This is a genomic window from Nostoc sp. FACHB-190 (genome assembly GCF_014696905.1).
Taxonomy (GTDB): Bacteria; Cyanobacteriota; Cyanobacteriia; order Cyanobacteriales; family Nostocaceae; genus Nostoc_B.
In genome coordinates this window covers 1-22,352 of record NZ_JACJQW010000062.1, presented here as the reverse complement: position 1 = coordinate 22,352, position 22,352 = coordinate 1, and the positions used below count along the sequence as shown (strand labels likewise).

Here is a 22,352-nt window from a genome sequence, read left to right as displayed (position 1 = left end):
AAAGGAGCTAACACGGTTTTGTTAAGTTAGAATTTAGTTTTCTGCTTTGTCTTCCTGTTCCATAGTAGCTGGTTTCAAAGCCTGGAGAGGTTGGTCAATTCTAGCTCTTCTAAGTTCTGTCAAAGCCTCAATAGTAAATTCTTCTTGGTTGAATATTATAGTGCGGGGTTTTGCTTCTCCACATCTTTTCAGGTACTGAGTAATATTCATCCAATAAATCTTTTCGTCACTATGACGAACTATAAGATAAACATCATACTTTTGCGACCGCCAATAATTAATATGACGCTCATTAGATATGTAGAAAGTACAGACACCATCTTTGCTAATTTTGAGGTAGGAACTGCCAGATTTTAGCTGGACATAGATGCGTTCACCAGATGCCTGAAGTTTGTAATTTTTGAATTCTATCTCTCCATCAATACCCCAATCATCACTCTGTATACGGCGGAATATCTGTCCTGCCTTGCCAACAATGGTCATTACTTCGCCCATCATAATAGTTTCCTTGCTGGCATTATCAAGATTTTCGTCAATTTTCTCATCTAACTGACGAACCTTAGTTAAAAACTCATCATTTCTGCTTAAAGTTTCTTCAATCAAATCCAAGAGAGAAATATTTTCAGAGCAGAATTGGCAAGGAATTGTAGTAATACCTCTTTGAATTCTAAACTTAACTGCTTCTCTATCTTTAACATCGTTGTGACAAACTGTACAGCGATAAATACGTTCTCTTTTAAGGCTTCCATTGATTGCTTTACGACTTAAATGTTCATGAATATATTGAATAAACAAATTTTTTATATCGTCAACTACATTTTGTCCAAAAAATACTGTTAGCCGTCCACTTCCTTCATCCAGTTCTTCTAAGGTGAAGCCACAACGATAAGCTTTATCTTTTCGTCCGATGGGCAAAAATATTGCCGCATTTTTCCAAAGAGGCTCCATTTTGAATAATTCACTGTAATAAAGACGTACAACAAGAGTTGTGTACGCATTCATCAAAGCGCCTTCAAATTGATAAATTACAGTAGAGCCTTGCACATCTGGATATTCCGGCAATTCTCGGTTAAACTGGGAAGGAAATACAAGCTTTTCCGCATCAATTACTGCTAGTTCTTTTGTGATAAAAAGCTCAAGAACCGATTGTAATATAATTCTCTCTTCATCTTCTGAGACTCTTTCTAATGAACCAAAATTAAAATTTCCTTCTCTTGCTACTTGCTCATCTAAACATCCTATTCCATCAGGTTGTTCACGTGCTGCACGTGCCATTGCCGAGGCATAATTATCTAATAGTTCGGATTGAAGTAAAACATAATCACCAAATGATAAAATTTTAACTAAGTCGTGTGACTCTACGGCTTTTATTGCAGCACGAAAACTATCATCGTTAAAACTTGCTTCGGGATACATTATCCGAAACTGTTGCATAATATCTGTGGCGGTTTTCAAAATATGACGGTTCTGTTTTTGATTAACAATAAAGTCCTTCATTTGCTTAAACAGACGTTCAGAAACAGTTAGTGGCAGCTTTTCCCAATCAATAATATTTTGAATTTGTTGCAGTAGTTCCTGAACTCCCTCACCTGTCAAAGCTGATGTTCTAAAGGCTCCTTGAAAACCTAACTCCAACGCAAAGTTATTCATTCTTTCATCGGTGACAGTTAGTGTACTTACATCCGTCCTTGCTGCTACAAGGAATTTAACTAAATGCTCACTACCTTTAGCTTGCCGTAGTGCCTTGTTCCAGAAGGCAACTCCTTTAAAAGGATCAATGGGACTAGAACCATCAAAAAGAACGAGTGCGACGCTAGTTTGATCAAGTGAAAGCTGATGAATAAGCCGATATTCCACCTGTCCAGCTAAGTCCCAAAGCAGTATTTCACGAGTTTCCTCAAAACCATCTTTTGATTTGTGAGGAGTAACCTCCATACTCCATACATGTCGTCCGTGAGTTGACACCGTAGGTTTAAATTTCTCTCCCGCTAAAACCGCACCAAGCCCAGATTTTCCTACTCCTGTATCTCCAACTAAAACAACTTTGGCATTACGATAGTGAACTGTTTCAAATCCCAAAGCTGCATTAAGCAGAATGTTGATGTCTACATTCCAAAGGTAAATGAGTTGTTGAGAAGTACCAAGAGTGGCTAAGATCAGTGCTTTCGGATGAAATGCAATGTTAATCGAACTAATGCAATCACTTAGTTCTCGAAAAGCTGCTACTTGTTGCCAAAGGTCACAGCGCCAGAGTCTAATACTTCCATCTTTAGACTTTGATGCTAGAAGACGACCATCAGCAGAAAAAGAAATGCAAGCAACTTCTTGAGTATGGCCTTCTAGTTTAGCTGTTGGTTGCCAAGTTTTGAGTTCCCAAAGCAGTACACTAGTACCAGATACTAAGGCAAGATTTCGGTTATCTGGAGATAATGCCATCCCAGATATAAAACCTATTTCCCCTTCAATTTTTCCACTTAGTTCTCCATTTTCTAAATTCCAAAACAAGACAGCATTGTAAGACGCTATAGCAAGAGTTCGTCCATCTGGAGACCATACCATGCTAGAGTCTGGTATTATATCTACATTGAGCGGCTGATTATGTTTCCATGTAGTTGTATTCCAGAGTCTAATCGTCGAGTCACGAGAGCTTGATGCAAGGGTTTGACCATCAGGCGACCATTTGAGATTCCATACCGCGTTAGAGTGTCCTTTTAGTCTGCGTTTTAACTTGCCAGTTTTAATGTTCCAGATAGCAATAGTTGTGTCATTTGAAGCTGACGCAAGCATTTTCCCATCTGGCGACCAAGCTATGCTATTTATACTACCGGAATGTTTTCCTTCAAGCTTCCAAACTCTTTTTCCATCCCGTATATCACATATGTCGATGATGTCTTCGTAACCACTAATGGAAACTATGGCAAGCATGTTTCCATCTGGCGACCACTCCATATCAGTGATCACACCTCTTGGCTTTTCGATGGGATATATGAGTGTAAAGCCATCAGGCATTTTATTTTGCGTGATCTGGTTTGACATTGGCTATTTCTTGCTGTCAGTGGTGAAAAGCTATAAGTGGTATCAAAAAGTTTAACTTAAAACAGAGAAGTGTGATTGCACTGCCAATCTTTGCCACAATGAAAAAAGTAGTTAGAAAGCCAACTGACAAATTGGCTCAATGCTATGTTGTTGCAATAAAATTACAGAAGCTACTAACGACAACATCCGCAACCGCACGCATTATCTAATAAACATTCTGTCGTTAGGACACAAAGGTCTGTCGTTAGAACAAAAGGTTCTGTCGTTAGGACAAAGGGTTTTGTCGTTAGGACACAAGGTTCTGTCGTTATACCATTTCACGAAAAAAATGATACAAATTCATGGTTTTTTTATTCTTTCCCCTTGCCCCCTGCTCCCTGCCTTTCAAGGGTAGGTTTTTTAGAATCTCGAAAATAGTTGAGAATTTTCTCAACTGTTTAACGTAGTTTGGTCGTTTCAGGATTTAAACATTGGCTGAAATAGACAAAAAATGACCAACTACAAAACCCCTACCCTTGAAAGCAGCTCCCTGCCCCCTGCCGTCTATTTGTATCAAACTTAAAGTGAAACAGTATTAGGACACAAAGTTGTGATGCTATTACTCAATTAAGTCATATCTTGCACCCAGCGACTGAAGTCGCGGATACACGGACAAAACCCGCCTGCGCGGGTTCAAAAACTTTGATTTTATCTTAGTCCGCGCAGGCGGACTTTGTTTTTATAGCCGCGAATTCCATTCGTCGGGGCTAAGTTCTACTTAGCTGAAATTGCTGAATATGCTTTTTATTTTAATACACTGAATAAATCCTGAAAATTTTTCTCATCCTTATTTAAAATCCTTTATAAACTGCCATCTTTACAGATTTGATCATTTATAAAAGTATTCAAGTAAGTGGTTGACAAGTATATTTTTATACTATATTATAAATGGTATGAGAAAGGCGATCGCCGTCCTGTCAAAGTCTGCAATCGCCTTTCTTCCAACACCTAATTAGGAGTCGATTATTATCATGGCACAAGAATATAAATTCGGTGATGATCAAAATTCTGCTCAAACACCACCAGAGCAATTTTTGAGAAGAGAAAATTTTGATGCACATACTCCCAAGCCATCTAATCAACAGCCATTACCCAACAGAGAACCCATTAAACATTTGTTGATTGGTTCACCCAAAGCTGTCACCAGTACAATACATTATTTGCAAGCGATCGGTTATGCCGAGGTAGGCGATTGGAGTCCATTAGTTCCAACCGACAACCCTGATCAAGTGATGAGTATTTTAATCCGTCAAATTTTAGTTGCATAACTAACCACAACTACCCCGGCTTTTTTCTACAGTCGGGGTGATTTTGCAGCTGATTAAATTTCTATAGAACTCATATTTCAATACGGTTCAGTTAAGAGAATAGTAGGTTGGGTGTAGCGATAGCGTAACCCAACAAAGCCTTGAAAATGTTGGGTTCCGTTCCTCCACCCAACCTACACCTTCCTCGATTCAAGCTGCTTTTAAACAATTCTCTTTGACCGATATTTATAATTGGTATACTCACCGTTGCTACTGTACTTCACCAGACTGAGAAACGCTATAAGTCATGAATAATGATCGGGGGAATCAATCTAGCTATGTATAAAAACTTCTGTTTTCTAGTCTGGCAATTCAAAAAGTTAGTATATTAAAAGACTAGAAAATAAAGTAATTATCGATACTCTGCTCAAGGCTTGAGCTTTCTTTATCCCCCAAAGTTATCAGCTAATAAATATTTTTGTGCGTTACTACCATTAAATTTCATAGTACCAAATGTCTTCTTCTTTCACGACAATGCGATGGAGAGAAAGACGATCAATCAAACCTTCATCCTCAAATTGTCCTAAAATTCGAGTGATGGTTACGCGGGTAGAACCAAGCATTTCTGCTAGGTCTTCGTGAGTTAAGCGCATATCTATTAAACGTCCTTGTTCAACCTGTGAACCAAATTTTTTCGACAACCATGCTAATAATTTAATCAGCATGGTATCAACTTTTTTATAGCTACGAATTACCATCAATTCTTCAGCTTGTTGGATATGTGCTAGTAGTGTTTCTTGCGCTTGATACCAATCTTCTAGGGGCAAGATTTTAACTTCTACCTTGGTTAAGCACTCCATTTGATAAGGTTCCATTTTTGACAAGGCTTTGCCAACGGTATCCCCAGGCCCCCATAATCCTAGCGCAACTGTTGTACCATCTTCTAAATAAGTATAAGTACGTACAAAGCCTTTTTCAATTTGCCAAAGTACATTTTGATTCTCTGGTAAGAATGAGCGCCTAGTAAAATGCTGCTTGGCGTTTTTATTAGGTGCGGTAGACAAGCTTGAGTGTAAAGACACCATGACCTATAGTACTATTCTTCGATGTATTAACCGTAGTATACATAATAGATCAAGCTAAATGAATTTATGGGTACAGAAAAAATCTGCTCTTAGAAAGATGCTAGGGTACATTCTGAATAAATACAGGGCTGACGCACAAAAATTGTCTGTAGAGATTGGGTGTAGGGGACAGTTGCATGGTGTTAGCGCAGCTTTAGCAATGTAGGAGCGTTGGTAGTCTGGTTGTAGGGGGTTTCCCGACTCGAAGTATTAGCTGACAATAATTTAAGGAAATCATGACTAATTCACCGGGTATGATATGATTTCTGAATTTTTCTTCAATCAGACAAAATAGAGTGAGTATGATTGTCATACTCACCCTGCAATAAATTTACTTATCAGTTTATTTTTGGAAAAGAGACACATTTTTATTAGATTTTACAGTTTCGCCACTTAAACTGCGGAAATATAATCCGCCAACAGTTAGCAAAAATAAAACATATCCCACTGCTTGCACAATATATAGATGTTCTCTGTAGCCAAATAAAGATTTCAGAATAATGCCGGGGAATTGATCATCAGGCAAAATACTAGAAGTATTCCAAACTATCGGCCCTAAAATGCAAGAGTGGACTTTAGTAAAGTGTTCATAGTAAAAACACAGGCTTTCGGAAGCACGACTGCTGAGGGCTAAGTTAGCAAAGGCATCGTCAAAATGTTTTAATGCAGAAACGACTAACCCGGCAACAATCAACACTAATAAAACGCCCATAACTTGGAAAAACTGGCGGATGTTGATTTTGACACCTAATTTAAATAACAATACGCCAATTGTAGCCGCTACTAATAAACCACCTAGAGCGCCAATTGTGGGAATTAAACCTTGCTGAAAGTTAGCCGCAATGAACAACACGGTTTCAAAACCTTCGCGGACTACGGCAATTAAAATTAAACTAAAAACGCCCCAGCCAGCATTGCTATTTTGTGTGAGTGCTTCTGTAACAGCGCCTTCTACTTGAGCTTTCATAAATCTGGCTTGTTTCGTCATCCAGATTAGCATCCAACTAAGCATTGCGATCGCCAACACACTAAACACACCTTCTAGTCCCGGTTCAACCACCGATGTGTATTGTGGATTAACTTGACCTAATGCTTTAATTACCACGCTAAACAGCACACCTATCAAGGCGCTGACAACAATACCAACGCCGACACCAGCATACACCCAAGAATTAAGTCGAGATTGTTTGGCTTTTTTCAATAAAGCCAACACTATCCCCACAACTAAGGCGGCTTCTACTCCCTCTCGGAGTGTAATTACAAAAGTAGGTAAAGCAGTACTAAAATTCATCGTTTTGAGTCCAGAGTCAATAGTCTAAGAGGTTATTGGAAAAGTGGTTGGTTTTTGTAGACCCAGATCAAGTTTCCAGCCAAAAAAGGTAGATTCAAGCTGTTCAAGTCCGCGAATCAAATTTTGAGTATGAATTTTTATGGGATTTTCCACTCTCTTCTGCTCCCCAAATCCCCATCCCTAGTAGTTTACTTCGACTTGTATTTATACCGTAGGTTCACGGGGAAGGGAGACAAAACGTAGTTTTGGCAGGGTGGGGTTATTCGTTTTCAGTAAGTTAAGTAATCAAGCAGACAAATTATATCTCTACTGGTAAAGGTTGCCAAATTTCGCCATATTTCTCTTTTAAATCGTGCCAAGATTCTACTTGACCGGGTTCATATTCTCCTGGTTTGCCCCATTGGAGAAATAAGCTTAAAGCAGGTTCTTGTTTATCATCTAAAAACCGGATGGCATAAGTTGTAAAGTTACCTCTTTTTGCTTCACCTGTTTCAAACTTCACCTGGGTAATTTTGTCCATATTGAGGTGAAATTCAAAGCCTTCGGTGTGCATATTGGCATATTTACCTTTCGGCAATTCGGCATAAAATAATTTCTCAATTTTGCCGCGTGCTTCTAATACAGCCGCACTGCTGGTAACAATTAAACGCAAGGTTCCTAAATTTTCACAGGCTTCTAAAAATTCTTTTAAATTGGCACTCATAATTAATTTGTCCTTTGTCATTAGTCATTGGTCATTTGTTGACTATTTTTCGTATTTTTCATAAGCAGCAACAATTCGCTGTACTAGAGGATGACGCACTACATCTTTTTGGGTAAATTCGCAAAAACCAATGCCTTCGACGTGTTTTAAAATGTCTAAAGCAACTGATAAGCCTGATTGTTGATTATGGGGCAAATCTGTTTGTGTGGTATCGCCCGTAATCACCATCCGCGAACGAAAACCCAACCGCGTCAAAACCATTTTGATTTGTGCGGGTGTGGTGTTTTGAGCTTCATCCACTATTATGAAAGCATGATTTAGGGTACGTCCGCGCATATATGCGAGTGGCGCAACTTCAATAATGCCGCGTTCTATTAAATTGGGGACTTTTTCAGCATCAATAAATTCGTAAATGGCATCGTAAAGTGGACGAAGATAAGGATTAATTTTTTGCTGTAAGTCTCCTGGTAAAAAGCCCAATCTTTCACCAGCTTCGACAGCTGGGCGAGTTAAAATCAGCTTTTCTACTTGGTTGGCGAGGAGTGCTTGCACAGCGACCACAACGGCGAGATAAGTTTTACCTGTACCAGCAGGCCCGGTGCAGAAGGTAATATCACGTTTGCGGATGGTTTCAATGTACTGGCGTTGACGAAATGTTTTAGCGCGGACTTCTTCACCACGGCGAGTTCTAGCGAGGACATCTCGACGTAATTCTTGGAGTTCATCTTCGCGATCGCTATCTAAAGCTTGACGGGCTGTTAAAATATCGGCATTGGAAATCGTATTGCCTTTAATCCACAGGTCTTCGAGCGATCGCACCAACCTGGATGCTAAATTAATTTGGGCATCTGTACCCGTAATCTGAAGTTCCTGTCCCCGTAGCACTAACACCGCGCCTGTTTGCCGAGACAGGATTTTGAGATTTTCTTCACCATCACCTGCAAGAGCGATCGCACTCGGAATATTAGGCAGCTGAATCTTTAAAGCATCTGCCATAGTTATTTCTTAAATGTGTGAGGAGTTATTTTTAACAAAGGTCTATTACTTGTTTAGATTTTTAATTACAGTTTTTAATTAAGTTTATTTTGACATTATTTTCTAGTTTTGCGCTTTTGCATCACCGCACTAGTACACTGCGGCGTAAATAAGCAGACCATGAGAAATAGCTAAAAAGCTGACTTGATAAGTATTATTTCTTTTTACTTTTGCCTTTTTACTTTTGCCTTGTTGCACTAGTAAAGTAGAGACGCGATCGCATCTCTACTTTAGCGAGGTTGAAGTTAATTAAACTTGCTCACCTCAAATTCCACCATTGACTGCGGTTAATCGCTTAGTAGCGAACGCCTTTACGTGCTGCTTCTGCTTTACGCTTCCGGCGTAGACTGGGTTTTTCGTATCTTTCCCGACGTTTAACCTCAGATAATATCCCGGCTCTTTGAATTTTCTTTTTAAAACGTCTTAGTGCCGAGTCAATTGTTTCATTTTCACCTAGACGGACTTCAGCCACTCCCTAATTTCACCCCCTGAAAGAGATATTTAGAAGTTGCATTCATAAATAGCATTTAGAAATCAGGTCAATGAGAGGAGGCACAAGGCAGAAGAATTAAGTTTCAGACTTCATCCTTCACACTTCATACTTTTCTCCCTCATCTTCCTTTCTTTATAGTTTAAACCTAGCGGAAACGAGGTTTAGCAACAGGTCTACTAGGCCCGTTGTTGCCACGTCTTTCCCTAGTTTTTGGCAGTGGCGGTCGCTCTTCGCGGTCTTCATCAAAAGACATACCATCTCGCCCCATAGCACTGCTGCCATAGATGTCCAGATATACAGATTGTCCAGCCAGTTCTGCCGCAGCAGCAACTACTGTCCGAATTGCCTGAATATTGCGTCCGCCTCGGCCAAATACTTTGCCTTTATCTGCACTGTCAAAGGCAATGCGAATCCAAGCTTTTTTCAGGGTGTGAGAAATTTCACAATCAACGCTTAAGGTATTTGGAGATTCTAAAAACGGCTGCATCAAAAATCGCACTAGTCCAACATAATTGGGATTAGCTGCGAAAGATGGCGTATTGAGGTTATGATGCGGGTTTTGCACTGACCTGTTCAAGAACATTAGCTTTTACGAGGATGCGACGTACGGTGTCAGTGGGCTGTGCGCCTTGTTGTAGTCGCTTGACGATGCCGGGAACATCTAGTCTAACTTCATCGGTTCTGGGGTTGTAAAAGCCCAGTTCTTCTAAAGGACGACCATCGCGGCGAGAGAGGCTATTCATGGCGACAATACGGTAGCTCGCTTCCCGCTTTTTTCCGTATCGCTTCAAGCGCAGTTTGATCATGTTGAAGAATCGTTCTCCTGTTTGTATGGATTTTTGCAGCTGATAAATTTAGGAAGTAACTGGGCGAAAGTGCCTTGGTTAATTACTTCCCATACTGAAATGCTTATTTTAACACTTGATTAGCGTTTGCGGCTATATGAGTTAGGGAGTGGGGAGTGGGGAATGGGGAGTGGGGAGTTGGGAATGGGGAGTGGGGAGTTGGGAGTTGGGAGTTGGGAGTTGGGAGTTGGGAGTTGGGAGTTGGGAGTGGGGAGTTGGGAGTTGGGAGTGGGGAGTGGGGAGTGGGGAGTTGGGAGTGGGAAGTTGGCGGGTGTAGGTGATGAAAAACTATTCTCCCTTGTCCTCCTTGTCCTCCTTGTCCCCCCGATCCCCCTTGTCCCCCTTGCCTACCTTGTCCTCCCTATCCCCTCTTCTACAAGTTCCCAAAGCCCTTTTTCTTCTTATCCTTGGGTTTTTTCTTTTTGCTGCCGCCACCACCGCCGTTATAACCGCGCCATCCGGGGGCGGCGGGACGACCACCTGCGTAGGCGTTGCCCATACCACCGCCGCCGAACATTCCCGGCATACCAGGGAAGTTACCTTTACCCATTTGTTGCATGAGCGATCGCATTTTTTGGAAGTCTGACACCAGTTTACTCACATCAGCTTCTTTGTAACCAGCACCCTTAGCCACCCGTCGTCTGCGGCTGGGAGAACTTGCCAATAAATCTGGGTCTTGGCGTTCTTGCTTGGTCATGGAATTAATCATCGCTTCGCAGCGTTTTAGCTGAGTTTCACCCTGCTTGAGTTGATCATCAGACAGCTTACCCATACCAGGAATCATCTTGAGAATGCCTCCCAGTGACCCCATATTTTTCAGCAAACGCAGCTGTTTGAGAAAGTCGGTAAAGTCAAACTTCGCTGACAGAATTTTCTCTTGCATTTGCTCGGCATCGGCCAAGTCAATTTCTTCTTGGGCTTTTTCTACCAAAGTCAAAACATCGCCCATCCCCAAAATCCGCGATGCCATCCGGTCAGGGTAAAAAGGTTGTAGGGCTTCGACTTTTTCCCCAACACCGACAAATTTGATGGGTGCGCCGGAAATTTGGCGGACTGACAAAGCTGCACCACCACGGCTATCACCATCTAACTTGGTGAGAATTGCCCCAGTAATGCCGATTTGCTCATGGAAGGTGCGGGTGAGGTTGGCGGCTTCTTGACCAGTCATGGAGTCCACCACCAACAAAGTCTCGTGGGGTTGGACTATTTCCTTAATCCGCGCTAACTCCGCCATCATGTCTTCGTCGATTTGCAGACGACCCGCAGTATCAATGATGACTGTGTTGACACCTTCAGCTTTGGCACGTTCTACACCTTGGCGAGCAATTTCTACAGGGTCAGCATCACTACCCAGATCAAATACTGGTACGTTAATTTGCTTACCCAAGGTGATCAACTGATCAATTGCGGCGGGGCGATATACGTCTGTGGCGACTAACAAACAGCTGCGCTCTAATTTTCGTAGATGTAAAGCTAATTTGGCTGTGGCTGTGGTTTTACCAGTACCTTGCAAACCAGCCATTAAGACAATTGTCGGCTTTTGTTCAGCTTCCACCAGGGGAACGTTTTCTTCCCCCATCACCTGCACCAATTCATCGTAGACAATTTTGATGAACTGCTGGTCTGGGCGCACGCCAGAAATTACCTCGGCTCCCTGCGCCTTGGCTTCAACTTCGCTAATAAAATCTTTGACTACCTGGAGGTTGACATCTGCTTCTAATAAAGCGCGGCGGACTTCTCGCAAAGCCTCTTGAATATTGGATTGCGAGATTTTATCTTGACCCCGAAGTTTTTTCCAGGCGGATTCTAAACGGTCTGCTAGTGCATCAAACATATCTAAGTTACAAGTATTTAGCCAATGAGGAAGCCGGAATTGTCGCCAAAGGCGATGCAGAATTTCCGGTAGAGTTTTAACGTGCTATCTACCAGCTTAGTAGTTTTCACTCCGAGTTGAGCAACTGGATACCTACTGGGTTTGGGGTGGTAAACCGTATTTTTTCACAATTTTAGTGTTAAGCAACACTGATGTGGTGGCAATTACATAATTGTAAAGCTTGTTTGACGACTGCTAACAAGACATTCATATCAACTGGCTTGCGGATAATACCTGCTACGTTGGCTTGGCACTTTTTTTTGATGGTGTCTTCTTCGTAGCCACTTAGTAACAAAATTGGTAAACACTTACAACTACGATTTTGTTGGATGCGATCGGCTACTTCATAACCGTCCATTCCTGGCATTGTGACATCTAATAAAAGCAAATCAAATGTTTGAGATGCTATTTTTTGCAATACTTCTTCTCCACGCAAGACTGTAGTAATTTGATAACCATTTGTTTCTAAAATTGTTTGTAATAAAAAACAAGTAACCTCACAATCATCACAGACCAGAATATGGGGATTGTGATTGTTAATTTTTTGGCTCATAATCAAATTATTTAATAAATAATAAATATTGATTTTTGAACTAAAAAAGCTAAATGGGAAATCCAGTTTGATTTCAGAAATTACTTGTGTAGCCAGGGAATAGAGAATAGGACAGAAGTCTTGCCTCAGTTCACTGATTTTTTCTAGAAATCAAATATTAGTCTTATACAAATCATCCAAATTTAATAGATATTAATGATGAGATACAAGTTTTGGTATTTGCATCTGATAAAAGATATGGATATCAACTAAGTTGCGGTAACTAATATTTATAGTATATGAAGATAGTGTGCAGGTGGGAAATTAAAAATTATTAACTTAATTTAAATCAACGTGATTCTAAAAATCTGTATCTAGAGAGTGAGACTACTGGAATACTATAGGCGTATAAGTATATAAAATGATACCATAATATTTTCTAATAAATTTAGCATTTATATTTAAAATTATGTAGTATTCAGAAATCATTTTTGCATCAAAAGATCCCCGACTTCTCCCAGAAGTCGGGGATCTAAACCTCTCAATTCTCCCCAATCAAATAAATCTTGATTCCTAGCCTCCAGCCTCTTCATCAAGGTTATTGACTAAAGCTTCTACAGTATCAGCATCATTTGGTAAGGTGGCTGTTAAAATTTCACTGCCATCGGTGGTAACTAAAACATCATCTTCGATGCGGATACCCCGGACATCGGCAAATTGTTCTAGACGCTGCCAATTGATGATGTTTTGATATTTAGCGCGATTTTGCGGGTCATTTAAAATTGCTGGGACTTGATAAAATCCTGGTTCAATTGTGATGAGCATTCCTGGACGTAGGGGACGATTGAGACGCAGGTAACTTAAGCCAAAGCGATCGCTCCTGGTTCTATCATCTTCATATCCGGCTAAATCTCCCAAGTCTTCCATATCATGCACATCTAAACCCAGTAAATGCCCAATTCCATGTGGGAAAAACAAGGCATGGGCATCTAATTCCACTAAATCTTGGGGGTTGCCTTGTAAAATGCCTAAATCAACTAACCCTTCCGCAATTACTGTTGCGGCTAATAAATGAATATCTCGATACTCTACGCCAGGGCGGATTTTTGCAATGCAAGCATCATGAGCCGCTAAAACCACATTATAAATATCTCGTTGTGTGGCGGAAAATTTACCAGACACAGGCCAAGTGCGGGTAATATCAGCCGCCCACCCCATTTCTGTTTCTGCACCCACATCAGCCAAGAGTAAATCACCGGGTTGCAATGGGTGATGATATACGTCATTATGCAAAACTTCGCCGTGAACAGTCACAATACTGTTGTAAGAAGTGGTCATATTTTGGGCAATAATTACCCCTTCCATCGCCGCCCTGACTTCTGCTTCTTGCTTTGCTTTGGGGGTGGCGGCCATACCTGCTTTGTGTGCAGCCACACTCACAGCCGCAGCTTTGCGTAATTCGGCTAAGGCTTCCTCATCGTGGGTGAGGCGTAAACTGACAATTGCCTTGGCTAATGCTAAATCTAATCCCTCTAAATCATAAGGCGAAGAAATTTCTCTGTGCAGAATTTGGGACTGTACAAGGCTGGTACGATAATTCTGCACGGGAATTGAGGCGGCATTATGACCGCGATGTTTCAACTCAGATAAGGTTCTCGCTGTATCTGCACCAATTTTGGCGGCAATTTCTTCGCGTTTGGGCATTTCGCCATGCCATAAGGCGCTACCGGGTTCGGGATCATCAATGAATAACTCTAGTTTGCCCGCTTCTAGGCGAATGGCGGCGTTGTGTAGAGGTAAGCCAGCAAAGTACAAGAAATGGCTACTGGCGCGGAATGGATAGGTATTCGCTCGAAAGTTGCGGGGGCTGCTGCTTCCTGACCAAAGAATTACCGGGAAATCAATTAATTGAGCTAGTTTTTGCCGTCTGTGACGTAAAGTATCGCTGAGGGTGTTGGAGATATGGTGAATTTGCATAATTTCAAACGCAAAGTGGCGTAGAGAAGTTGCGTAAATCTTTAATGTACTCTCGTAGATATATATTGCTTCCATATTCTAAAGTAAGTTCATGGGACAAATCATTACTCAGGTTGATGCTTTTACCGATAAACCTTTTGCGGGAAATCCTGCGGCTGTTTGTGTTTTGCCTGCACCAAAAGACACTGACTGGATGCAGCAGGTAGCACAGGAAATGAATTTGTCGGAAACGGCTTTTTTGGTGAAACAAGAGGATGGCTTTAATCTGCGTTGGTTTACGCCAGCTGTAGAAGTGCCACTTTGTGGTCATGCAACTTTAGCCAGCGCCCATGTGTTGTGGTCACAAGGACATTTAGCGAGTGACGAAGTGGCGAGATTTCATACCAAAAGTGGGTTATTGATTGCCAAGCGCCAAAATGAATGGATTGAACTGAATTTTCCTGCTAATCGCTCTCAAGTAACTATTGCACCACCGGAACTCAGTACGGCTTTAGGTGTAAATTATCAAGCTGTTTACCAAAATTCTCTCGGTTATCTCGTAGAAGTAGAATCAGAAGATGTAGTACGGCAAATGCAGCCAAATTTTCAACTTTTGAAAACTTTCCCTGTAGACGGGGTAATCGTTACGAGTAAAGCTCATCCAAGCTCAGAATTTGATTTTGTGTCTCGGTTTTTTGCGCCAGCTTTGGGCATTGATGAAGACCCAGTGACGGGAGCCGCCCATTGTTGTTTAGCACCGTTTTGGCGCGATCGCTTGGGTAAAAATACTTTCTTGGCTTATCAAGCATCCCATCGCGGTGGCGTAGTTAAGTTGTATTACGACGGTGGCGATCGCGTACTCCTTTCTGGTCAAGCAGTTACTATCCTAAAAGGTGAACTGATCAGTGATTGAAACAAAAAGTAAAATTTTGCTGTGGGATTGTAGTGATTTACACTGAAAAAACCTGTATAATACAACCTTATGTATCATCTAACACGCAAACTTCAGCTTAGTTAATCTCAATTTAAGGAATTGTAAGTCAGTGTATATGTGCAAATACCTGTTGAAGAAATATATAAAACTGAGAGTTCAAGAATTAGAGTCAATTACAGGATTTAATTACCAAGATTGTTCGTTCAAAATGGGTGTTAGGGTGTAAGGGTTTTGAACACCGATATTTTCTGATTTATTCGTTGGCTGACTCCTGAATTCTGTTTTGTAAAATTTGGCTTTTTGTCCATATCAAGAGCATGTTGTAACCAAATCAAACTTACACACAAAGTTAGTCGTTTGAGACTGGCATTTTTGGGGTGTCGGGGTGTGATGATTGTTTACCTAAACACGCCCCTATATTCCTATAGCAATCCTAAATGATTTACAAACATCTTTCTCCCTTGTCTCTATTGTTCACGGATCAAATAGGACTGCTATATGCCCTTGCTAAACCGTTGATTTGTAATTTCACTGTGTAAGTCAAACTTAACTATTTATCCCAGTAATTTTTAAATATGGATTACACTCAACAACTCATTCATTTAACAGAAATATCAGCCGCCGATTTTCCCGCAGGTGGGGATTTTAAATATAAATGTCGTGTACAAATTCTCTCTGAGCAAGGTCAAGAAATATTATCCAAAGATTTGTTTTCGCGGATGCAGCCAAGCTGGTTAGTGAATTTCACTATTTATAAAGACTGCGCGATCGCTATTACACTATGTTACCGTCAAGGGGATCTGACCCAACCTTGGCAAGATGCTGGGACAGTTACCTTTGCAGCCCAAGATTTTCTGCATGGACACAACTCCATCGAACTAGAATTTCCGATTACCACCTGGAGTCTCGCACCTCATTTAACCCTCCAGGCCAGAATCACCCAGACTGTTGGTGAAGCAGGTAGCCACACAATCAAACTCTTAGCTAATCAGCCAATTCCATCACGTTTTCAACTCAAACCAACCGTAACCATCGACAAAGAAGTTGAAATTCCTGAACCTATTCCCCTAACATCCCAAGAAGAAGTCATTGTCAAAGATGTCTGGAATAAACTGCGGGCTTGGAAAGAACTGCAAATGGAAAAGTTCTTTAAGCGGCTGTTGTTAGAAGAACCAGAATTAGAACATATTTTTGGGGAAGCGATCGACAGTATGACAGATTACTTTTATGAGTTATTTGACTACTGTATTCACCAACTCCAGCCATACACCCAAAATATCATTTCCGAACCCCTGACAGGTGTACCTTACGAAACAGGTGATGACTTTGATACCGTCGAAGATTACGGGGCTTTGTTTGCGGATATTGGGATGCGTCCCCACCACTGGGTAAAAGCGCGACAAGTTTGGATGTGGATGTTACCTTCAATTCCTTACTTAGAAGAATATGACCGCCAAGATTTAGCGAAAGGTATCAACTCGGCACTGTACAAATTTTTCAATAGTAATATTATTTTGCCGATGGTAGAGGCAGTGCGTTACTACGAAGATGCCTTAACACCAGAATTACTCAAGGAAATGGCAGAGACTTGGCAGATATTTAGCCAAAATAAACAAGAAATGGGGATGGTATTTTATCAAACCTTGTTTGAAAAATATCCCTTTGTCTTGCCGATTTTTGGCAGAGCCGATATTGATTATCTCTCCCTACATCTGTTCCAATCCTTAGATTTTCTCATGCGTTGCTTGCGGAGTGAAAGCATCGATGAATTGTTGCTGGAACTGCGGTTATTAGGACAAATTCACGGCAGTGTCGGCGTGCCATCTTGTGCTTATCCTGCCATGTCTGACACAATGTTTGTCTTGTTTGAAAAATATGTGCCGAATTTTACCCCAGAATTGCGGCGGGCTTGGCAGACATTGTTTAATCGCGTCACCAATGTGATGAAACTGCCCAAGCTGAATGAAGAACGGTTACTGAAAAAAGCCGAGCAATTCCTCCAAGTAATTGCTAGTGAACAAGGTTGGGAAGCAGAACATCGAGCGCGACGTTGGGCAGAAATTCAAGCCGAAATCAAAGCCACCCGCACTTATCATCACACCTACGAAGAATTGGCTTATGGCGCACAGTTAGCTTGGCGGAATGCGTCTAAATGTATTGGTCGGATTCAGTGGAATAATATGGTGGTGCGTGATTGTCGCCATGTGACAGATCCCGATGAAATGTTTCAAGAATTACTCGAACATTTGCGCTTAGGCACCAATGGCGGTAATGTTCAAGTGATTATGACCGCATTTCGTCCCAAACTCCCCAAAGAACGCTGGGGGCCGCGGCTGTGGAATTCGCAATTATTACGTTACGCCGCCTACGAACAACCAGATGGTAGTGTGATCGGCGATCGCGCTAACTTAGATTTAACTAACACTATCATTAAATTAGGTTGGCAACCTCCTGAACCGCGCACACCCTACGATATTTTACCGATAGTCATTGAAGTGCCGGGAATGGAGCCGAAGTTGTATGAGTTCCCCAAAGAAGAAATTTTAGAAATCGATATTGAACATCCCACCATTGCCGAGTTCAAATCCTTGGGGTTGCGCTGGTATGCAATTCCGGCAATCAGTAATTTCCGCATGGATATTGGTGGGATTAGTTACGCCTGTGTACCCTTTAATGGCTGGTATATGGGTACAGAACTGATGCGCGATTTCTTAGAAGAAGGGCGTTACAACAAACTTGAAGACATCGCCCACATTCTAAAATTAGATACCAGTTCAGAGCATACCTTATGGCGCGATCGCGTCGCCTTAGAATTGAATATCGCCATCCTGCATTCTTTCCAAAAAGCTAAGGTGACAATGGTAGACCACCAGTCTGCCTCACGCCAATACCTCACCCATGATTTGCGCGAAAAGAAAGCAGGTAGAGAATGTCCATCGGAATGGGGTTGGGTGTTACCCCCGGCTGGCGGGAGTGTTTGTCCGGTATGGCATCACCAAACACGGGACTTTTATTTAGAGCCAGCTTATCACCACGCCGCCGATCGCTGGGCAGTGGAAGATGGCATTGACTTAGAAAAATTCACCACATCTCTGGACGAAGACGACAACAAAGAAGACCGGATTTTGATTTTGTACGCCTCGGAAACCGGCACCGCCGAAGGTTTTGCGCGGACGGCTGCAAGGCAATTAAATCGTTACCGTCCCAAGGTGATGGCGCTGGATGAATACGACAAAACTCATTTAAATTCCGAAAGACTGGTGTTGATTGTTACCTCCACCTTTGGGAATGGGGAAATGCCAGCAAACGGAAAACAATTCTTGCACTGGTTGAAAAAGCAACCCCCCGGTTCATTGATGACTTTGAATTATTCCGTCTTGGGACTGGGTAGCACGGTTTATGAACAGTTTTGTGCGGCGGGAATAGCTGTGGATAAAGCCTTATCACGTTCCGGTGCTAACTGTATTGTGCCTCTGCATAAAGCCGATGAAATCAAAGGCCAAGCTGATACCTTCAAACAATGGCTGAGATTAATTAGCCGCGTCTTGGGTGAAGATGCGACGGCGGCTGATGGGACGACCATCAACGCACCTCAATTACAGGTAAAATTCCTCACTAGTAACGCGATAGAAAACTTGGCTGTAGCGGAAAGTGGCGAACGGGGGATAGAAGTACCTGTAATTGCCAATCAAGAACTGCTGCAACAAGTCATTCCTGGTAGTCGTTCGACGCGGTTTATTAGCTTTGACATTGCCAACACTCACCTCAACTATGAAACAGGTGATCACGTTGCCGTGTATCCTAATAATCCCCCAGAATTGGTACAGCGAATTTGCGATCGCCTGAATTTGACATCCGACACCTACTTTAGTGCAAGTTACGTCACCGCCAATGGTCAAGAAACTGAAGATCAACCACCCATCGCCGTACCCACAACCGTTGGTCATGTCTTATCAGAAGAACTAGATTTAGCTGTGCGGGAACCATTCAACGATTTATTGGCATATTTACATTCTGCCACCTCCAACCACACAGAAAAACAACGCCTGGAAACTTGGTTAGAAATTCTCCGCCAAGGTGAAGACCACCCCGAAAGCATTGCGCTCACCAAAACCATCACCGACAATTACATGAGCGTGGCTGATTTATTCGATGAATTTCCCGGCGCGACCATTACCCTCGCCGCCTTACTGGAATTACTACCAAAACAAAAACCGCGTCTGTACTCCATTTCCTCCTGTCCGTTATTGCATCCCCAGCACATTCAAATCACCGTCGGGGTGTTGCAAATTAAAACCGATGCAGGTAAAGTCCGTCAAGGGCTATGTTCTAACTACCTCGCTGGACTGCAACCAGGAACCAAAGTAAGAATTGATGTGCGTACATCCAGTTTCCGTCCACCCAGCGACCCAGAAGCAATGATGTTGATGGTCGGGCCAGGTACAGGAGTTTCACCTTTAATAGGCTTCTTGCAATACCGAGAAGCCTTGGCGCAGCAAGGAAAAACCCTCGCAGATGCGACTTTATACTTTGGTTGTCGCAATCACCAAGACTTCCTTTATCAAGAGCAATTGCAGACATGGTACAGTCAAGGCGTGCTGTCAGAATTAAACGTGGCATTTTCTCGCCAAGGCGGTGAAAAAGTCTACGTCCAAAATTTGATGCAGCGCAAACCCAAAGAAATCTGGCAACTGCTGAGTCATCCAAAATGCCATTATTATGTGTGCGGTGATGCCAAAATGGCCGATGATGTTTATGAAGTCATGTTAGCGATCGCTAATACTGAAGGTAATTTATCACTGTTAGAAGCTATCCAGTTCTTTGACAAAATGAAACAGGAAAAACGCTTCGTTTCTGATGTTTGGGGCGTAACCCTCAACTACAAACAAGCCATCAAACAAGTGCAGAAAGATAACTACTCCAAAGCCGAAAGATGGCTAAATCGAGTTAATCAATCAGCAGATGAATCTACACCAGTTCCAGAGATAGCACAACCATCAGTTGTCTATAATCTTTGAGACATCATGACTTGATGACTTGCTGTTGAAATTCTGTATTCAGATCCCCGACTTCTTAAAGAAGTCGGGGATCTTGTTCTTCACCAATTATTGAGATTTTATTTATTTTTGGGAGTCATAATTTATTCTCTGATAAAATAAATTTTACAAAAAATGTTCTTCCCCACTCCCTAACATACATTCTCCTGGGTTATCTATTGACTGTTTTTTATTGATTGCCACAGTAATATAGCGTTTACTAGTTGACTGAAGGACAAATCTATCTGCGTCCATCTGCGTTTATCTGCGGTTAATTATTCTTGTCTGTAACTCACTAGGTTAAGAAAGGCTGTATATAAACGTTCCAAATAAAAACTGAGGCATGGAACAAACTTTATTTTTAGACTTTTTAGCCAGCTTACAAAAACTGTTTGTAGGTTACATTCCGGCTGCTGTTTTCGGCAGTTTCATCGGATATTTTATTGGCATAAATGTTACAGTTTATCAGATTTTTAGAAGGATATTTCAGATACCACATAGCATTCCGCCTTTAGCCTTACTGCCAATTGCCCTCATCTTGTTTCAAGATAGTGAACCTGCATCAGTAATGGTGATATTTCTTGCCACATTTTGGACAGTTATCATTAATGTAGCTATCGGTTTACAACATTTTCGCAGACAAAATAATAACTTTCGGGCTGCTATATTTCATGTATTTCATTCATTGAAAGTTGGTATTTGGGTAGCGTGGTTTACAGTTATAGCCATAGAAATGCTAATTGGCCCCAGAGGATTAGGCTTTATTCTCTGGGAAAGCTACAAAGCAGGTAATACTAATAGCATGATTCAGGTATTACTCTACATTGGTATTATCGGCACTTTATTAGATCAATTTTTAGATTTCATGGGTTCTCTACTAGCACAGATGATTTCTGAAAACAAAAAATCGAGTTAAACTTTTATATAGTACAAATTGATAGTGGATAGAGACTAGAGACTAGAGGTTAGAGGCTAGGATGCTCAAGGCTAGATGAATGTACCTCATTGGAATGAAAAATGCTGTAAATAAACAAACCATAAGAAATTGCTAAAAGGCTTGTTGTATCGTTATTATTTCTTTTGCATTTTGCATTTTGCCTTTTTACTTTTGCCTTGTTGTACTAGGCTGACGAATTGCACTTTGCCAGTTAATAGTTTGCTTGGCGGAACGTTCGCCTAATGAACGTGTTGCTGTCACTTCAATATCAACATTGATACCAGGACTTAGGGCATTTTCTGGTATTTTTAACTTGCCTAACGCCAAAGTAAAACGATTATAGTCACGGGTGACAAATTCAGGCGGAACATCACCTGTATAAACAGTTTGATAGTCAGAAAAACCCCCAGAGTTATCTCGCGCCCGGAATTTCACGCGAAATTTAGTTTGCAGAACATCAGATTTTGCTGCTAAATCGACGATTTTTAAGTTGAGGTTTTCTCCCGCACCTGCAAATTCCGCGACTGCTAACCGAGTCACATCTTGTTTGAGAATTGCGTGATTCACAGTATAAATTGTCAAATTATTCTCACTTTGACTGTTAGCATCAACCCACAAATCTTCAGGAAAAGTCACTTCTAGTTGTTTACTATCATTTAAAGTGACTGTGACAGCTTGATTACTAAAACTTTGACTCGGTTGTTTTTCTTGCCAAACTAACTGAAACGACTCTTCTAAACGCTGGTCAAATTCGCGGTATTCATCAGCAATTATAGAACCAGGGGCAAGTAATGAAGCTGCACCTGTACGCAGATTCCATTTATTTTTTGAGAGTGGTAATTGTTTACCTGCGAGTTCGGGAATTGACAGCTTGATGCTAGGAGTGTCAGCCGCCAAGGGTTCTTTACTATTTACAATACTCAACACTCCCAAGCGCCCAGTATTACCGTCGCTACCGTCACTACCGTTGCTTCCATTCCGCCCGTCGTAACATCTGTAACGCTTCTTCGTACATTTGTAATCAGAACTACCAGGAGTACCTTTGCAGGTTTGCACTTCCCAACTGCGCCTGCGACAATTGCAACCAGCCGTCCCATTACCACCGCGTCCACCGCGTCCGCCTTCCCCTGGGTTTGTACGCACAAGTATTTTGCGTAAGTCATTGGTGACAAGTTAAGGAAAAGGAGAAATTGTCAAGTGTGGTATTTGCAGTGGTCAAAAATCGTGTAAAACTCAATCTAGACAAGTAATTGAGCGATTGATAACAGCCA

The 22,352-nt window shown here is 41.6% G+C and carries 15 protein-coding genes and 1 pseudogene; 4 read left to right on the top strand and 12 right to left on the bottom strand.

Translation table 11 applies throughout. The annotated features are described in order from the left end of the window. Positions 1 to 33 precede the first annotated feature (33 nt). Positions 34 to 3,036, bottom strand: a complete 3,003-nt coding sequence (locus tag H6G28_RS33775; protein ID WP_190677451.1) for a WD40 domain-containing protein — start codon at positions 3,034 to 3,036, stop codon at positions 34 to 36. Between the two features lie 1,007 nt (positions 3,037 to 4,043). Here H6G28_RS33775 and H6G28_RS33770 point away from each other — a divergent pair. Continuing rightward, the gene (locus H6G28_RS33770) at positions 4,044 to 4,343 is read left to right on the top strand and encodes a hypothetical protein (RefSeq protein ID WP_397330355.1); all 300 of its coding nucleotides are present in this window, start codon (positions 4,044 to 4,046) and stop codon (positions 4,341 to 4,343) included. Positions 4,344 to 4,816: 473 nt separating this feature from the next. Here the strand turns inward: H6G28_RS33770 and H6G28_RS33765 are convergent, their stop codons facing one another. From H6G28_RS33765 to H6G28_RS33720, 10 genes are all read right to left on the bottom strand, one after another. Beyond that, positions 4,817 to 5,407 (bottom strand): Crp/Fnr family transcriptional regulator, encoded by a 591-nt coding sequence (locus tag H6G28_RS33765; protein WP_190589432.1) that lies wholly within the window; start codon positions 5,405 to 5,407, stop codon positions 4,817 to 4,819. A gap of 382 nt (positions 5,408 to 5,789) precedes the next feature. Further along, positions 5,790 to 6,737, bottom strand: coding sequence for an FTR1 family iron permease (locus H6G28_RS33760; RefSeq protein ID WP_190589431.1), 948 nt, complete (start codon positions 6,735 to 6,737; stop codon positions 5,790 to 5,792). A gap of 298 nt (positions 6,738 to 7,035) precedes the next feature. Beyond that, entirely contained in the window at positions 7,036 to 7,440 is a 405-nt protein-coding gene (locus H6G28_RS33755) for a ChuX/HutX family heme-like substrate-binding protein (RefSeq protein WP_190677448.1), read from the bottom strand. 42 nt (positions 7,441 to 7,482) lie between these two features. Next, on the bottom strand, positions 7,483 to 8,436 hold the full coding sequence (locus H6G28_RS33750; RefSeq protein ID WP_190589429.1) for a PhoH family protein: 954 nt from the start codon (positions 8,434 to 8,436) through the stop codon (positions 7,483 to 7,485). Positions 8,437 to 8,770: 334 nt separating this feature from the next. Then, on the bottom strand, positions 8,771 to 8,947 hold the full coding sequence (gene rpsU / locus H6G28_RS33745) for a 30S ribosomal protein S21 (protein ID WP_062292053.1): 177 nt from the start codon (positions 8,945 to 8,947) through the stop codon (positions 8,771 to 8,773). A 166-nt stretch (positions 8,948 to 9,113) separates the two neighbouring features. Further along, positions 9,114 to 9,551 (bottom strand): KH domain-containing protein, encoded by a 438-nt coding sequence (locus H6G28_RS33740; RefSeq protein ID WP_190589428.1) that lies wholly within the window; start codon positions 9,549 to 9,551, stop codon positions 9,114 to 9,116. After that, positions 9,514 to 9,774: a 30S ribosomal protein S16 gene (rpsP, locus tag H6G28_RS33735; RefSeq protein WP_062292058.1), complete on the bottom strand. Its 261-nt coding sequence runs from the start codon at positions 9,772 to 9,774 to the stop codon at positions 9,514 to 9,516. Before rpsP ends, H6G28_RS33740 begins: the two co-directional genes overlap by 38 nt. 412 nt (positions 9,775 to 10,186) lie before the next feature. Continuing rightward, positions 10,187 to 11,647, bottom strand: coding sequence for a signal recognition particle protein (ffh, locus tag H6G28_RS33730; RefSeq protein WP_190677446.1), 1,461 nt, complete (start codon positions 11,645 to 11,647; stop codon positions 10,187 to 10,189). A 178-nt stretch (positions 11,648 to 11,825) separates the two neighbouring features. Beyond that, entirely contained in the window at positions 11,826 to 12,239 is a 414-nt protein-coding gene (locus tag H6G28_RS33725; RefSeq protein WP_190677444.1) for a response regulator, read from the bottom strand. A 552-nt stretch (positions 12,240 to 12,791) separates the two neighbouring features. After that, positions 12,792 to 14,195 (bottom strand): aminopeptidase P family protein, encoded by a 1,404-nt coding sequence (locus H6G28_RS33720; RefSeq protein WP_190677462.1) that lies wholly within the window; start codon positions 14,193 to 14,195, stop codon positions 12,792 to 12,794. Positions 14,196 to 14,286: 91 nt separating this feature from the next. On the opposite strand from H6G28_RS33720, the gene H6G28_RS33715 reads away from it, so the two are divergent. The 3 genes from H6G28_RS33715 to H6G28_RS33705 all read left to right on the top strand — a co-directional run bounded on the left by H6G28_RS33715 (position 14,287) and on the right by H6G28_RS33705 (position 21,060). Then, on the top strand, positions 14,287 to 15,087 hold the full coding sequence (locus H6G28_RS33715; protein ID WP_190677442.1) for a PhzF family protein: 801 nt from the start codon (positions 14,287 to 14,289) through the stop codon (positions 15,085 to 15,087). 596 nt (positions 15,088 to 15,683) lie between these two features. Beyond that, positions 15,684 to 20,126, top strand: coding sequence for a nitric oxide synthase oxygenase (locus H6G28_RS33710; RefSeq protein WP_190677440.1), 4,443 nt, complete (start codon positions 15,684 to 15,686; stop codon positions 20,124 to 20,126). A gap of 361 nt (positions 20,127 to 20,487) precedes the next feature. Next, positions 20,488 to 21,060, top strand: coding sequence for an ABC transporter permease (locus H6G28_RS33705; protein ID WP_190589422.1), 573 nt, complete (start codon positions 20,488 to 20,490; stop codon positions 21,058 to 21,060). 186 nt (positions 21,061 to 21,246) lie between these two features. On the opposite strand, the pseudogene H6G28_RS33700 reads toward H6G28_RS33705, so the two are convergent. Continuing rightward, positions 21,247 to 22,242: pseudogene (locus H6G28_RS33700) on the bottom strand (collagen-like protein); the annotation flags it as partial. Positions 22,243 to 22,352 lie beyond the last annotated feature (110 nt).

What these genes read in the sequence shown, in the direction of transcription:
- H6G28_RS33775 (WP_190677451.1), bottom strand. Translation starts at nt 3,036, where the DNA reads ATGTCAAACCAGATCACGCAAAATAAAATGCCTGATGGCTTTACACTC.
- H6G28_RS33765 (WP_190589432.1), bottom strand. Translation starts at nt 5,407, where the DNA reads ATGGTGTCTTTACACTCAAGCTTGTCTACCGCACCTAATAAAAACGCC.
- H6G28_RS33760 (WP_190589431.1), bottom strand. Translation starts at nt 6,737, where the DNA reads ATGAATTTTAGTACTGCTTTACCTACTTTTGTAATTACACTCCGAGAG.
- H6G28_RS33755 (WP_190677448.1), bottom strand. Translation starts at nt 7,440, where the DNA reads ATGAGTGCCAATTTAAAAGAATTTTTAGAAGCCTGTGAAAATTTAGGA.
- H6G28_RS33750 (WP_190589429.1), bottom strand. Translation starts at nt 8,436, where the DNA reads ATGGCAGATGCTTTAAAGATTCAGCTGCCTAATATTCCGAGTGCGATC.
- H6G28_RS33740 (WP_190589428.1), bottom strand. Translation starts at nt 9,551, where the DNA reads ATGTTCTTGAACAGGTCAGTGCAAAACCCGCATCATAACCTCAATACG.
- rpsP (WP_062292058.1), bottom strand. Translation starts at nt 9,774, where the DNA reads ATGATCAAACTGCGCTTGAAGCGATACGGAAAAAAGCGGGAAGCGAGC.
- ffh (WP_190677446.1), bottom strand. Translation starts at nt 11,647, where the DNA reads ATGTTTGATGCACTAGCAGACCGTTTAGAATCCGCCTGGAAAAAACTT.
- H6G28_RS33725 (WP_190677444.1), bottom strand. Translation starts at nt 12,239, where the DNA reads ATGAGCCAAAAAATTAACAATCACAATCCCCATATTCTGGTCTGTGAT.
- H6G28_RS33720 (WP_190677462.1), bottom strand. Translation starts at nt 14,195, where the DNA reads ATGCAAATTCACCATATCTCCAACACCCTCAGCGATACTTTACGTCAC.
- H6G28_RS33715 (WP_190677442.1), top strand. Translation starts at nt 14,287, where the DNA reads ATGGGACAAATCATTACTCAGGTTGATGCTTTTACCGATAAACCTTTT.
- H6G28_RS33710 (WP_190677440.1), top strand. Translation starts at nt 15,684, where the DNA reads ATGGATTACACTCAACAACTCATTCATTTAACAGAAATATCAGCCGCC.
- H6G28_RS33705 (WP_190589422.1), top strand. Translation starts at nt 20,488, where the DNA reads ATGGAACAAACTTTATTTTTAGACTTTTTAGCCAGCTTACAAAAACTG.